This is a genomic window from Anabaena sp. WA102, assembly GCF_001277295.1.
Lineage (GTDB): Bacteria > Cyanobacteriota > Cyanobacteriia > Cyanobacteriales > Nostocaceae > Dolichospermum > Dolichospermum heterosporum.
This window is the reverse complement of sequence record NZ_CP011456.1, coordinates 5048282-5062202: the sequence shown is the minus strand read 5'-3', so window position 1 is coordinate 5062202 and position 13921 is coordinate 5048282. Positions and strand designations below refer to the sequence as shown.

Annotated in this window: 10 protein-coding genes and 1 pseudogene; 8 read left to right on the top strand and 3 right to left on the bottom strand. The window is 41.2% G+C overall.

The annotated features are described in order from the left end of the window. Window positions 1-3: 3 nt before the first annotated feature. The 3 genes from AA650_RS22225 to metH form a co-directional block, all read right to left on the bottom strand. A complete protein-coding gene (locus AA650_RS22225) occupies window positions 4-642 on the bottom strand; it encodes a transaldolase family protein (RefSeq protein ID WP_053540694.1) in 639 nt (212 codons plus the stop codon). 55 nt (window positions 643-697) lie between these two features. Next, the gene (locus AA650_RS22220; RefSeq protein ID WP_053540693.1) at window positions 698-1174 is read right to left on the bottom strand and encodes a hypothetical protein; all 477 of its coding nucleotides are present in this window, start codon (window positions 1172-1174) and stop codon (window positions 698-700) included. Window positions 1175-1259: 85 nt separating this feature from the next. After that, window positions 1260-4802, bottom strand: a complete 3543-nt coding sequence (gene metH / locus AA650_RS22215; RefSeq protein WP_053540692.1) for a methionine synthase — start codon at window positions 4800-4802, stop codon at window positions 1260-1262. Between the two features lie 200 nt (window positions 4803-5002). On the opposite strand from metH, the gene purC reads away from it, so the two are divergent. From purC to AA650_RS28875, 8 genes and pseudogenes are all read left to right on the top strand, one after another. Beyond that, entirely contained in the window at window positions 5003-5746 is a 744-nt protein-coding gene (gene purC, locus AA650_RS22210; RefSeq protein WP_053540691.1) for a phosphoribosylaminoimidazolesuccinocarboxamide synthase, read from the top strand. A 51-nt stretch (window positions 5747-5797) separates the two neighbouring features. Beyond that, window positions 5798-8158, top strand: a complete 2361-nt coding sequence (locus AA650_RS22205) for a BamA/TamA family outer membrane protein (protein ID WP_053540690.1) — start codon at window positions 5798-5800, stop codon at window positions 8156-8158. Between the two features lie 145 nt (window positions 8159-8303). After that, window positions 8304-9152 (top strand): UDP-3-O-acyl-N-acetylglucosamine deacetylase, encoded by an 849-nt coding sequence (lpxC, locus tag AA650_RS22200; protein WP_053540689.1) that lies wholly within the window; start codon window positions 8304-8306, stop codon window positions 9150-9152. Window positions 9153-9315: 163 nt separating this feature from the next. Next, complete coding sequence (fabZ, locus tag AA650_RS22195; protein WP_039203757.1) at window positions 9316-9816, top strand: 3-hydroxyacyl-ACP dehydratase FabZ; 501 nt, start codon at window positions 9316-9318, stop codon at window positions 9814-9816. Window positions 9817-9948: 132 nt separating this feature from the next. Then, on the top strand, window positions 9949-10764 hold the full coding sequence (gene lpxA / locus AA650_RS22190; RefSeq protein WP_053541378.1) for an acyl-ACP--UDP-N-acetylglucosamine O-acyltransferase: 816 nt from the start codon (window positions 9949-9951) through the stop codon (window positions 10762-10764). Between the two features lie 222 nt (window positions 10765-10986). Beyond that, complete coding sequence (lpxB, locus tag AA650_RS22185; protein WP_053540688.1) at window positions 10987-12153, top strand: lipid-A-disaccharide synthase; 1167 nt, start codon at window positions 10987-10989, stop codon at window positions 12151-12153. A gap of 266 nt (window positions 12154-12419) precedes the next feature. After that, window positions 12420-13619: an IS4 family transposase gene (locus AA650_RS22180; protein ID WP_053537530.1), complete on the top strand. Its 1200-nt coding sequence runs from the start codon at window positions 12420-12422 to the stop codon at window positions 13617-13619. 52 nt (window positions 13620-13671) lie between these two features. Beyond that, window positions 13672-13908 (top strand): annotated as a pseudogene (locus tag AA650_RS28875) (hypothetical protein); the annotation flags it as partial. Window positions 13909-13921 lie beyond the last annotated feature (13 nt).

Genomic DNA, 13921 nt, shown 5'->3' with positions numbered 1-13921 from the left:
AAGTTAAACTGTTAAACCAATTCCTCCAGCCGCAAAATCAATCACGGTTTGATGGGAAAATTCATGGGTAGCGATCGCTTGCAACATTGTTAAGGGTAGGGTGAGATGATTTGCACCGGCTTGGAGAGATGCGGCTGCTTCCGCTGGTGACTTGATACTAGCTGCTAAAATTTCCACATCACTGCCTTTGAGGATACTGGACATATCGCGGACTAAGGCAATACCGTCTCCTAGCAAGCGTTCTGCCCGATTCACATAGGCGATCGCAATTTTTGCCCCTGCTTCCTTAGCTACAGCGGCTTGTGCGGGGCTGTAAATGCCGGTGACGGAACAGGTAATTTCCGAGGAAAGGGTGGCTACTACCTCAAATCCTAGCGGTGTAGCGGGAATTTTCAAGATGGTTTGAGAACCAATAATTTCAAAGGCTTTTCTCCCTTCGGCTATCATTTTCTCCTGATCTGAAGCTAGGAGTTGATAATATACAGGACCGGAAGTTAAGGAAACTAAGGTTTTGAGGGTGGTTGCCGGTGGGGTGTTAGCTTGCGCTAATAATGTGGGGTTGGTGGTAATACCTTTCACCCAACCCCAATATTTAACAATTTCGGCTTCTGCGGCAATAGCTGAATCTAAATAAAGCGCCATGATCATCCTGATAAATGCCTACCTGGATCACTTTACAGCACCTCAACAATGTTTCCTAATCTGCTATTGCCCAACGGACATAAGGACGAGAACCGGCTATGGTGTTGTAAATAATTGTCTGGGCTGGGGCGTTGATTTTTCGCAAATCTACCCGAAAATAAGCTTTTTTATCTTTAAATTGGACATTGTAAAAATTGTATTCCTGATTACGGGTTTGACCGACACAGGCAGCATAATTACTGCGTAAAGGTGAAACAAATTCTATGAACTGCTTACTAGCAGAAACTAATTTAACTCTATCTGCAAAAGCTGTTGTATTGGCAACAACTGTATGTTCTGCACCACCCTCAAAAGGCAGAGTTATCCACCACAACCCGACTGTTGGCGGACAATTACCACTGCTGCGTTGTACGTTTAGCTTAACATTTGGTTCACTTATGGGACCTGAATTTGTCTGTGCTTGAACTTGTGTTGTCAGAGAAATTGTTCCTGCTGCTAATAAAGAAACAAAAATACTACTAAGTTTTGTCATTGTTCCTAAATGCTTATGGTTATGATAAAGTCCGCCTGCGCGGACTTTATTTGTATACTCCCAGAATTGTATTCTGAGGGATAGATTAAGCCGTGAAATACTTCGCCGCAGGGTGATAAGTAATAATCGCCGTTGTCGACTGTTCAGGATATAATTGCTCACTTTCATCCATGTGCATCTTCATCCTATCAACCCCCAACAACTCCAACTGCTGATACTGATCTTGGATATTCGGACAAGCTGGATAGCCGAAACTATACCGAGAACCTTGATAGCGCTGCGCCAACATATCCCGAATATTGTCCGGTTCAGAATCACCAAAACCTAGCTCCCGGCGGATTCTGGCGTGAGTCCATTCTGCCAAAGCTTCCGCAACCTGGACAGCCATACCATGAAAATACAGATAATCAGTGTATTGATTATTCGCAAATAGCTTTTGGGCAAACTCCGTTGCGACTTCCCCCACAGTCACCGCTTGCATGGGGAAAACATCAGTAATTCCTGATTCTTTTGGTGCAAAGAAATCCGCAATACATAACCTATTCAAAGACCTCTGACGCGGAAACTCAAAACTAGCTCTTACCTCTGCGTCCTCTGCGCCTCTGTGGTTCGTTTCATAAATCAATAAACTATTCCCCACAGATTGACAAGGGAAATATCCATAAATCACTTGAGGATGTAATAAATTCTCCTCAATAATGCGCTGTTTCCATTCTTCCAAAACTGGATAAACCTTATCAGCTAAAAATGCCTGATATTCCTCCTTAGATTGTTCCTTGGGCTTGCGGAATTGCCATTGTCCAGCGACCAAAGCTTGTAAATCCAAATACCAGAATAATTCCTCCAAAGAAATATCATCAGGTTGTAAAAACTGCGTTCCCCAAAAAGGTGGTTGCGGACGTTCAATATCTACAGCTACAGCATCAGAACGCCGAGTATCAACCTCTTTTTTAACATCAGAATTATCTATTGTGGAGTGGGCATCTTGCCTGATATTTTCCTCAAAAGATTGATGTCCATTTTCTACAACCTCATCCAAAAATCCCTGCAAATTATCCCAATTACCTGTTGTTTTTGCAGGCATTAACTTATCCATGAAATGCAAATCAGAAAAGGCATCTTTACCATAGACAACCTTACCCTTGTAAGTACCTTGGCAATCTTGATTTACAAATTTAGGAGTTAAAGCTGCACCACCTAAAATTACTGGCACAGTAATTCCCTTTTCATTAAAAGTTTGTAAATTCTCTTTCATGAAAGCGGTAGATTTTACTAACAATCCACTCATGGCAATACAATCAGGTTGATACTGTTCGTAAGCTTGAATAATGTTTTCTACAGATTGCTTAATTCCCAGGTTAATTACCTTGTAACCATTGTTAGATAAAATGATATCTACGAGGTTTTTACCAATATCGTGAACGTCACCTTTAACAGTGGCAATGACAAAAGTTCCTTTCGCATTATTGCCAGATTCCGACTTTTCCATGAACGGTTCTAAATAAGCAACCGCAGCTTTCATGGTTTCGGCAGATTGTAAGACAAAAGGTAATTGCATTTGTCCAGAACCGAACAATTCACCGACAACTTTCATTCCGTCTAACAAGAAAGTATTGATGATTTGTAAAGGAGGATATTGTTCTAAAGCTTTTGTTAATTGGGTTTCTAAACCAATACGTTCACCGTCAATAACATGACGTTTCAAACGTTCTTCAATGGGTAAACTGGCATCAATTCCCGTATTCCGTTTAGTTTTGACTCCGGCAAAAATTGTGGTTAATTCTCCCAAGGGGTCATAAACGCAGACATTACCATCAAATTTACGTTCATCATAAATTAATTGCCGACAAACTTCTTGATGTTGCGGTTCAATCTTAGCCAGTGGTAAAATTTTACTCGCGCTGACAATTGCTGAATCCATGCCCGCTTGCATAGCTTCATGCAAAAACATCGAGTTTAGTACCATCCGCGAGGCGGGATTTAAGCCAAAAGAGATATTGGAAACGCCCAACATCACATGACATCCGGGCAATTCTTGGCGAATACGGCGAATTGATTCAATGGTAGCTTTACCATTGGCTCGATCTTCTTCAATCCCAGTAGAAATCGGTAGAGCTAAAGTATCAAAGAATATTTCTGTAGGCGCAATCCCATATTCTACAGCTTGACGGTAAGCCCGTTGGGCAATTTGAAACTTTTTCTCTGCTGTCCGCGCCATACCATCTTCGTCAATTGTCCCAATAATGACACCAGCACCGTATTTTTTAGCTAATTCTAGCACTTTCAAAAATCGGTCTTCGCCATCTTCATAGTTGGTAGAATTGAGTAAACACTTACCACCAGCTACCTTTAACCCCGCTTCCATTTTTTCCCATTCGGTGGAATCCAGCATTAAAGGTAAAGTTACATTATTGACAACACGAGAAACTAACTCGTGCATATCACGTACGCCGTCACGTCCCACATAATCAACGTTAATATCAAGGATGTGTGCGCCTTCTTTTACCTGACTCCGCGCCATTGAGACTAAACCATCCCAGTCTTCAGCGTTGAGTAAATCACGGCATTTTTTAGAACCACTGGCGTTAAGACGTTCACCGATAATCAAGAAAGAATTTTCTTGTTCATAGGGTTGAGTCGTATAAATTGATGCGGCTGATGGTTCTAAAATTGGTTGTCTAACTTTTGGTTTTAACTCGTGAGCAATTTCCGCCAATTGTTGAATATGTGCTGGTCGTGTCCCACAGCAACCCCCAATCACTTGGACACCTAAATCTTCGATGAAGTGCATTAACGCCATGCGTAATTCTATGGGCGTAAGTCTGTAATGTGCTTGACCGCCAACGTTTTCCGGTAAACCCGCATTGGGAATACAGGAAACTACGAATGGGGAATGTTCTGATAAATACTTGATGTGTGGTTTCATCAAGTCGGGACCAGTGGCGCAATTTAAGCCGAGAATATCAATGGGATAAGATTCGAGAATAGTAACTACGGCGTTGATTTCTGTCCCTACCAGCATTGTCCCCATGCTTTCCATAGTTACAGACACCATTAAGGCTCGTCTTTCGCCTTTTTTGGCAAAAACTTCCTCAATTCCATTCAGTGCGGCTTTAATTTGTAGCACGTCTTGGCAGGTTTCCACGAGGAATAAATCCACACCACCATCAAATAAGGCTTCTGCTTGTTCAGCAAAAGAGGCTTTCATGGTGTCAAAGTCAATATGTCCCAAAGTTGGGAGTTTAGTTGTCGGACCAATAGAACCAGCCACAAATCGGGGTTTTTCCGGGGTGGAAAATTCCGCAGCTACACTTTTGGCAAGTTCGGCGGCTTTTTTCGTGAGATAGTAAGCTTGGTCTGCTAGGTCGTATTCTGCGAGAACGATGGACATAGAGCCAAAGGTATCAGTTTCAATGACATCAGCCCCAGCGGCGAGAAAATCACGGTGAACTTTGGCGACAGCTTCGGGTTTAGTGTGAACTAAATACTCGTTACAGCCTTCATATTGTGCGCCGCCAAAATCTTCAGCGGTGAGGTTTTGGGTTTGCAGGTTGGTTCCCATTGCGCCGTCAAAGACGATAACGGGACGTTCTGGACTATAGAGGTGTTTGAGAAAAGGATGGGTCATATTGTGTGAAAGAATAGAGTTATTTTTGTAATACTAGACTTAATTTATTATCCGTTTACAAACTGAGGTAGTCTAGCTTCAATTGTTGCGTATTATGCAGTGATGTGATCTTACTCAAGAACCACAACAGATTAACCAAAGATAAAATAGTGAAACTTTCAGATTTAAGCAGTCCATTACCGAAAACAGTATCTACTACCATGTCTGTTAATTCTAAACTTTACGAAGGCAAAGCTAAAATTCTTTACGCCACAGATGATCCAGAGATTTTGTTGGCTGATTTTAAAGATGATGCTACAGCCTTTAATGCTCAAAAACGGGGCAGCATTGAAAACAAAGGCATGATTAACTGTAGTATTTCTAGTCAACTGTTCCAACAATTGGCAATGCAGGGGATTAAAACTCATTTTATTGATAGTCCAGCCCCGAATTTGATGAGAGTTAAGGCTGTAAAAATTATCCCCTTAGAAGTGGTGGTCAGAAATATTGCGGCTGGTAGCCTGTGTCAGCAAACTGGGTTAGCACTGGGAACTGTGTTATCACAGCCTTTGGTGGAATTCTATTATAAAGATGATAGTCTAGGTGATCCTCTACTGACAAGCGATCGCCTATTTCTTCTAGAATTAGCCACACCGGAACAAGTTGCTCAAATTACCCATCTTGCCTTGAAAATCAACGAATTTCTGCAACAGTTTTGGGAAAAGTGTCAAATTACCTTAGTGGACTTTAAACTTGAATTTGGCGTAGATTCCCAACAGCAAGTATTATTAGCTGACGAAATTAGTCCCGATACCTGTCGTTTATGGGACATAGCCGAAACCGATACTAACCGTCGAGTTATGGATAAAGACCGTTTTCGTCGTGACTTAGGAAACGTAGAAAATGCCTATCAGGAGGTTTTACAGAGAGTATTAAAAGTAGTAGAAAGTTACAAAACCGAGTAAGTAATTTTTCCAGTGATTAACAAATAATGGTGTGCGGTAGTGAAGAGAAATATGATTAAAAAACATTTAACACCCGGATTAATGGCTATGGTAGCCATTACAGTCCCTTTAGCAATTTCTGTCAAAGCAAACGCCCAAGCTACTGATAGTCACCCACAGACCACAGAAGTTTTGACAGCAGAAACAAACCAGCCAGAAAAACAGCATCCTGTCAAAAGTGATGCTAGTGAAAATCTGACATCCCATGCCTTAATAGTGCCAATAGTTGGAGAAAAAGAATCTAACCAATTTTCCCCCATTGTCAAACTGATCACAGCCAATTCGGCAGCAGTAGACAAAGCATCTGTTATTGTGCCAAAAACCACAATAGTTCCCATTACCGCACAAGTCCCCCAACCAGGGACTACTCAACCCCCCGCGGCTACACCTACTCAAAAAAACTCAACTCCCTCAACAATCAAGACGGAATCTGAAGTTACACCACAACCCACAGTAACTACCCCAGCAAAACCGACCCAACCTCCTGCGGCTGAATCTAGTCCAGAAGCAACGGAAGCCCGTGTACTGGTGTCAGAGGTAGCAATTAAATCAGAAACAGGACAAATCACCCCCGCACTAGAAACCGAAGTTTATAAAGTAGTTCGTACCCAAGCCGGACAAACAACAACCCGTTCCCAACTCCAAGAAGATATTAGTGCAATTTTTAGAACTGGGTTTTTCTCCAACGTCCAAGCATTTCCAGAAGATACCCCTCTTGGTGTGCGAGTCAGTTTTATTGTTACCCCCAATCCCATCCTCTCCAAAGTAGAATTAGAAGCAAATCCTGGGACGGGTGTAGCCTCTGTCCTTCCTGCTGAGACAGCCAACGAAATATTTAGTAATCAGTATGGCAAAATTCTTAACTTGCGGGAACTAAGCGAAGGCATCAAGCAATTAACTAAGCGCTATCAAGATCAAGGTTATGTATTAGCCAACTTAATTGGCGCACCCAAAGTCTCAGACAATGGAGTTGTTACCCTCCAAGTCGCTGAAGGGGTTGTAGAAAGCGTGAAAGTCCGATTCCGTAACAAAGATGGTGAGGACGTAGACGACAAAGGCAACCCAATTCGGGGACGGACAAAGGATTATGTTGTGACGCGAGAATTAGAATTAAAGCCAGGAACGGTATTCAATCGCAATACAGTGCAGAGAGACTTAGCACGGATATATGGATTAGGATTGTTTGAACCACCAGATACTGAACCTATATCCCTTGCCCCTGGTACTGACCCCAGCAAAGTAAATGTCCTAGTCAATGTAATTGAACGTACCAGCGGTTCTATTGCTGCCGGGGCGGGAATCAGTTCCGCCAGTGGTTTATTTGGAACTGTCAGCTATCAGCAGCAAAACTTGGGAGGAAGAAACCAAAAATTAGGGACAGAGGTACAGTTAGGAGAACGAGAACTACTATTTGACCTCCGCTTTACTGATCCCTGGATTGGTGGTGATCCTTATCGAACTTCATATACAACCAATATTTTCCGTCGTCGCTCTATTTCTCTAATTTTTGAAGGCAAAGATAACAACATTGAAACCTTTAATCCTGGTAATATTACGGATACAAATCAACAAGATCGCCCTCGGATTACCCGGTTAGGTGGTGGTGTTACCTTTACTCGTCCCCTTTCTGCCAATCCTTTCAAAAATTCCGAGTGGCTGGCTTCTGCGGGACTACAGTATCAACGGGTTTCTGGTCGTGATGCTGACGGCAATTTAAGGAAGGAAGGGGCAATATTTAATGATAATGGTCAAATCATCAGTGGTAAAATTCCCCTCACCCTTTCGTCTTCTGGGGAAGATGATTTATTACTATTCAAGCTGGGCGCACAAAGGGATCTCCGCAATAATGCCTTACAACCCACAAAAGGTTCTTTCCTCAGCTTTGGAGTTGATCAATCTGTACCTATAGGTTCAGGTAGTATTTTTATGACTAGGTTACGAGGTAACTATAGTCAGTATCTACCAATTAAATTGATTAGCTTTAGCAAAAAACCGCAAACTTTAGCATTTAACCTCCAAGGCGGAACTATATTTGGGGATGTGCCTCCCTATGAAGCCTTTACTCTGGGTGGTAGTAACTCGGTTCGGGGTTATGACGAAGGCAGATTAGGTACGGGTAGTAAGTATATCCAAGCGGCGGTTGAATATCGCTTCCCTGTGTTCTCTGTGGTCAGTGGCGCACTATTTTTTGATTATGGTAGTGATTTGGGAAGTAGTACCCAATCTGCACAATTGTTAAAGAAAAATGGTAATGGCTATGGCTATGGTGTGGGTTTGCGGATACAGTCTCCACTTGGACCAATTCGTATAGATTATGGTGTCACTGATGAAGGTGATAGTCGGATCAATTTTGGGATTGGAGAAAGATTTTAAATTGGTCGGTGGTCAGTTGTCAGTGGCTAGGAATTTTACTCCTGACTCCTGAATCTTTTTTGGGCGCAGGCCCTGCGCCCCTACCTCCTGACTCCTGTGCCTTAATAATAAGCAATAGTAACTACAATATGGGGATTGTTGGGCGATGCAACAACATACGTTAGGCGGGGAAATTACTCAGACTGGTGTGGGTTTGCATAGTGGTGTCAATACTCAGGTGAGAATATTACCTGCGCTACCGGGAAGTAACCGCTTTTTTGTGCGGGTAGATTTACCAAATTCACCTATGATTCCTGCTCAGGTTGCGGCTGTGAGTAAGACTGTGCTTTCTACTCAGTTGGGTAAGGATGAGGTCTGTGTTCGCACTGTAGAGCATTTACTGGCAGCTTTGGCGGCTATGGGGGTGGATAACGCCAGAATTGAAATTGATGGACCGGAAGTGCCACTTTTAGATGGTTCGGCGCGGATTTGGTGTGAAAGAATTGCTGAGGTGGGTTTAGTTGCTCAAATGGCGAATAATTTACCCGCACCTGTTGTGATTACTGAACCGATTTGGATTTATGAAGGTGATGCTTTTGTTTGCGCTCTACCTGCACCGGAAACTCGATTTAGCTATGGTATAGATTTTAATTTGGCGGCAATTGGTAATCAATGGCACAGTTGGTTATTAATGACCTGTTTGGAAAAGTCTGCTGCGGATTTTGCGGTGGAAATTGCACCAGCACGGACTTTTGGGTTACAGGATCAAATTGAATATCTGCAAAGGTCGGGATTAATTAAAGGTGGGAGTTTGGATAATGCTCTGGTTTGTGGGGTTCAAGGTTGGCTAAATCCCCCATTACGATTTGCAAATGAGCCAGTCCGTCATAAAATTTTGGATCTAGTAGGAGATTTAAGTTTACTGGGAACTTTCCCTGTTGCTCATTTTTTGGCGTACAAAGCTAGTCATAATTTACACATTCAACTAGCACGGAAAATTTTAGAGTTATTCTAAAATGCCTGAATTGATGGCAGTTTCCGAGAGCAAGAGAGAAACAGTAATCAAAAAGTAAGATAGTATTTATACTTTTATTTCTATTTATTGTTCTCTGTTCCCTGCTCCCTGTTCCCTGGTATACCTATTCCTAGTGTCTAATCATTCAAATAACTTACAACTAATGTCCACTATTACCGAACCTAATTCTCAGGAAGTAAATACATCAAGTGAGGATAAACAGACAATTAAAACTACCTTGACCATTGAGGAAATTCAGGAACTTTTGCCCCATCGCTATCCATTTTTACTGGTAGATCGGATTATTGATTATGTACCTGGTAAAAAGGCTGTGGGTATTAAAAATGTTACTTTTAATGAACCCCAATTTCAAGGGCATTTTCCGGGGCGATCGCTCATGCCCGGTGTGTTAATTATTGAAGCAATGGCACAAGTTGGGGGCATTGTGATGACGCAAATGCCAGCATCAAAAGGAGGACTGTTTGTATTTGCTGGTATTGATAAAGTTCGTTTTCGTCGTCAAGTTGTTCCCGGTGATCAACTGGTAATGACGGTGGAACTGTTGTGGGTAAAACAGCGTCGTTTCGGGAAAATGCAAGGACGAGCGGAAGTTGACGGACAACTAGCCGCTGAAGGAGAGCTAATGTTTTCTTTGATTAGTTAAGTCCTAACTATGATTTATTTGATTAATGTGATTGCCATGATGATCTAAATCAAAAGAATCATAGTTGAAAATCATGCGATTTCCATAATCATCTTAATCAAAAAAATCAAAAAAATCATAGTTAAAGATATGTTGAAAACACTTATTCATCCAACTGCTGTCATACATACTAGTGCGGAACTCCACCCAACAGTGCAAGTCGGTGCTTATGCTGTGATTGGAGAGAACGTCAGAGTTGGCGCAGACACTGTAATTGGCGCTCATGCTGTTCTGGAGGGACCTTGTGAAATTGGTACGGGAAATCAGATTTTCCCCGGTGCAGCTATCGGTATGCAGCCGCAGGATCTCAAGTATGTGGGAGAACCTACTTGGGTAAAAATTGGTAATAATAATTCCATTCGTGAGTATGTGACGATTAACCGCGCTACTGGTAGGGGTGAAGCGACAGTAATCGGCAATGGCAATTTATTGATGGCTTATGTTCATGTAGGTCATAATTGCGTGCTTGAGGATTCTGTCATTATTGCTAATTCTGTGGCGTTAGCAGGTCATGTACATATTGAATCGCGGGCTAGACTCAGCGGCGTTTTAGGTGTACATCAGTTTGTCCATATTGGGGGGATGTCAATGGTGGGAGGAATGACACGCATTGATAGAGATGTACCTCCTTATATGTTGGTGGAGGGAAATCCGGCAAAAGTGCGATCGCTCAATTTGGTAGGATTAAAACGTTCGGGAATGCCTGCGAGTGACTTTCAATTAATTAAAAAGGCTTTCCGTCTTCTCTATCGTTCTGAGTTTTTATTTAAAGATGCTTTGCAGGAGTTGGAAAATTTAGGAGATACAGAAGAATTAAAACATCTTCGCCGTTTCTTGTTACTTTCCCAAATGTCGGGAAGACGAGGTTTAATTCCCGGAAAAGGTAAAAAATCCGTCAGTGATGAATAGATATAGGGGCGGGGTTTACCCGTCCTCAAATTTTACTCTGTTTTTGTCGCCAGAATATAAATTGAATGAACCACGTTCGCGGAGCGTCCCGAAGGGATAGAAGCGAAGAACACGAAGGAAGAAGAAGAAGAAGAAGAAGAAAATAGGTAATTTGTAAGGGGGAATGGGGTAGGAAAGGACATGAAAATCTAAAATCTAAAATCTAATATCTAATATCTAAAAATGCGAATATTTATTAGCACTGGCGAAGTTTCTGGAGATCTACAGGGTTCGCTATTAATTAAGGCACTTCAACGCCAAGCTGTTGCGGCGGGGTTGACATTAGAAATTATTGCCTTGGGTGGAGATAAAATGGCGGAAGCCGGGGCAAGAATTTTGGGTAATACCAGCGGTATTGGTTCAATGGGTTTGATTGAGTCTTTGCCTTATGTTATTCCTACTTTAAGAGTACAACGGCAAGCGATCGCTCACTTGAAGAAAAATCCCCCGGATTTAGTCGTCCTCATTGACTATATGGGTCCAAATTTGGGCATTGGTACATTCATGAAGGAAAATTTGCCTGATGTGCCTGTGGCTTATTATATCGCTCCTCAAGAGTGGGTATGGTCTATGAGTTTTCAGAATACTAACCGCATTGTTGGTTTTACAGATAAACTATTAGCAATTTTCCCGGAAGAAGCCCGATATTATCAACAAAATGGGGCAAATGTTTCTTGGGTAGGACATCCTTTAATTGATAGAATGGCAAATGCGCCTAGTCGGACAACTGCGAGGGAGAAATTAGGAGTTAAAGTAGAAGAAATAGCGATCGCACTTTTACCAGCTTCCCGTCATCAAGAATTAAAATATCTTCTACCAATAATTTTTCAAGCCGCCCAAAACATCCAATCTAAACTACCAAATGTCCATTTTTGGATTCCTCTATCCTTGGAAACATTTAGAGAACCAATTACAGCCGCAATTCAAGAATATGGGTTAAAAGCTACAATAGTATCAAGTCAACAACAAGGCGTTCAAGATATTTTAGCAGCGGCTGATTTTGCTATTAATAAGTCGGGAACAGTGAATTTAGAATTAGCATTATTAAATGTTCCCCAAGTTGTAGTTTATCGGCTTCATCCTCTTACAGCTTGGATTGCGCGTCATATTCTTAAAGGTTCAATTCCTTTTGCTTCTCCAGTCAATTTAGTTGTCATGCGGGAAATTGTCCCAGAATTCTTGCAAGAACAAGCCACAGCCGAGAATATTACCAAAGCAGCAATGGAATTGTTGTTAAATCCTGAAAAAAGACAACAAACTTTCACAGCTTATCAAGAAATGCGCCATTGTTTGGGAGAATTGGGAGTGTGCGATCGTACAGCTAAAGAAATACTAGAAATGTACATTTAATTAAAATGACTCGTTTTATCCATGACCAATTCGCAAAAGATTACCTAGAAGAACTACTAAAAGCTTAGAGGATGTTTTAAAAGTGGTATTCCGTAATTTTCATCACATTGCTACCCCCCCTTTACAAGGAGAAAAACAATAAAAATCCAGTTCCCTCCCCTTTACAAGCTTAACGGGTGACAAGGCGGTTGAAGATGAGATGTGGCAATAATTTGAGAAAATAAGGGAGTAAAAAAATAGGGACAAAGAAGCCCCCGAAGCAAAAAATGTTACCACAATCATATCAAACAATTTTCCGAAAGCATTTGAGTGAACAGCAGTATTTGACACTAGAGATATTGTTGTTATTAATACAGGCTCATCGCCAAGTAAAACTGTCAAAATTGGCCAGCTTGTTTCCCCAACCAATTAAATATGAAAGCAGGAAACGTAATCTACAAAGATTTTTAGGAATAGGTAAACTCTGCGTAAAATTATTATGGTTTCCATTGATAAAATATTGGATTAGACAATCGTTAACACCAAAACAACTGAATCGAGAACAGCGCCGTTATTTTCATAAAAAACAGTATCAAAAATATGGTTATTGGATGGTAGCACTGGATAGAACACAGTGGAAGGGGCGAAATATATTTATGGTGACATTGGTATGGGGTACTCATGCCCTACCACTATATTGGGAAACATTAAATCATGTCGGAAATAGTAATTTACAAACACAGAAAAGATTAATAAAGACAGCAATAAAGTTGTTAAAAAAATGTCGAATTGTGGTGTTAGCAGACAGAGAATTTCATAGTCCAAAACTGGCTAAATGGCTTGATGAGCAAGGAGTTTACTTCGCTTTACGCCAGAAGAAAAACCTTTATTTTCAAGAAAAACCTGAACAAGAATATCAAGTTCTTAAAAATCAAGGATTTAAGCCAGGAATGTCGAGATTTTATGAAAAAGTTAAATGTGGTAAAGGGGATGAATTAGGCTTATTTAATATCGCTGTTTATTGGAAGAGAAAATATCGGAACTCTGGACCAAAAGAACCTTGGTATATCTTGACGAATCTACCAACTCTCCAACAAACTTTATGCCTCTATAGATGTCGATGGGGAATTGAGCAATTCTTTAAGGATTGTAAAACTGGTGGTTATAATTTAGAGGATACTAAAGTAAATGAAACTCGCTTTTTAGCTTTAGTATTATTGATTGTCATTGCTTATAGTTTAGCCACTATGCACGGTCAACGGATGAAAAAATTAGGTATAGAGACTTATGCCGGACGTATTCAACAACATCAGGACAAGTACCCACGTCAAAGTGATTTTAGCTTTGCTCTCTACGGACAACTATGGATTTATGGTATGGAATTATGGGCTGATTTAGCTCTGAATTTAATCAATCTCAAGCCTCATAAACGCCTCTTTTTTCAACGGGGCTTTCAGGCTCTATCCCTTATGAAACAAGCTCTTTAGCCGCCTTGTCACCCGTTAAGCTTTACAAGGGGAGGGTTAGGGAGGGGTAAAAATATTTGATACATCAACCATAACTTTTCAAACACCCTCTTATGGAAAAGTTGAAGCACCCAGTCGTGTAGCTGGAGAAGTCCGAGAAATAGATGTATTATTTACACCATTCCCAGAACAAAACGCCAATTTAGAATCATGAGGATTACTGGGAAAATTAGCCACAACACCCGCTATATTTGAACCATACCGTAATCCAGCATCAAAGGAAGAAATATGTGATTGTCTGTTAAAATTACGGCTCTACCGGA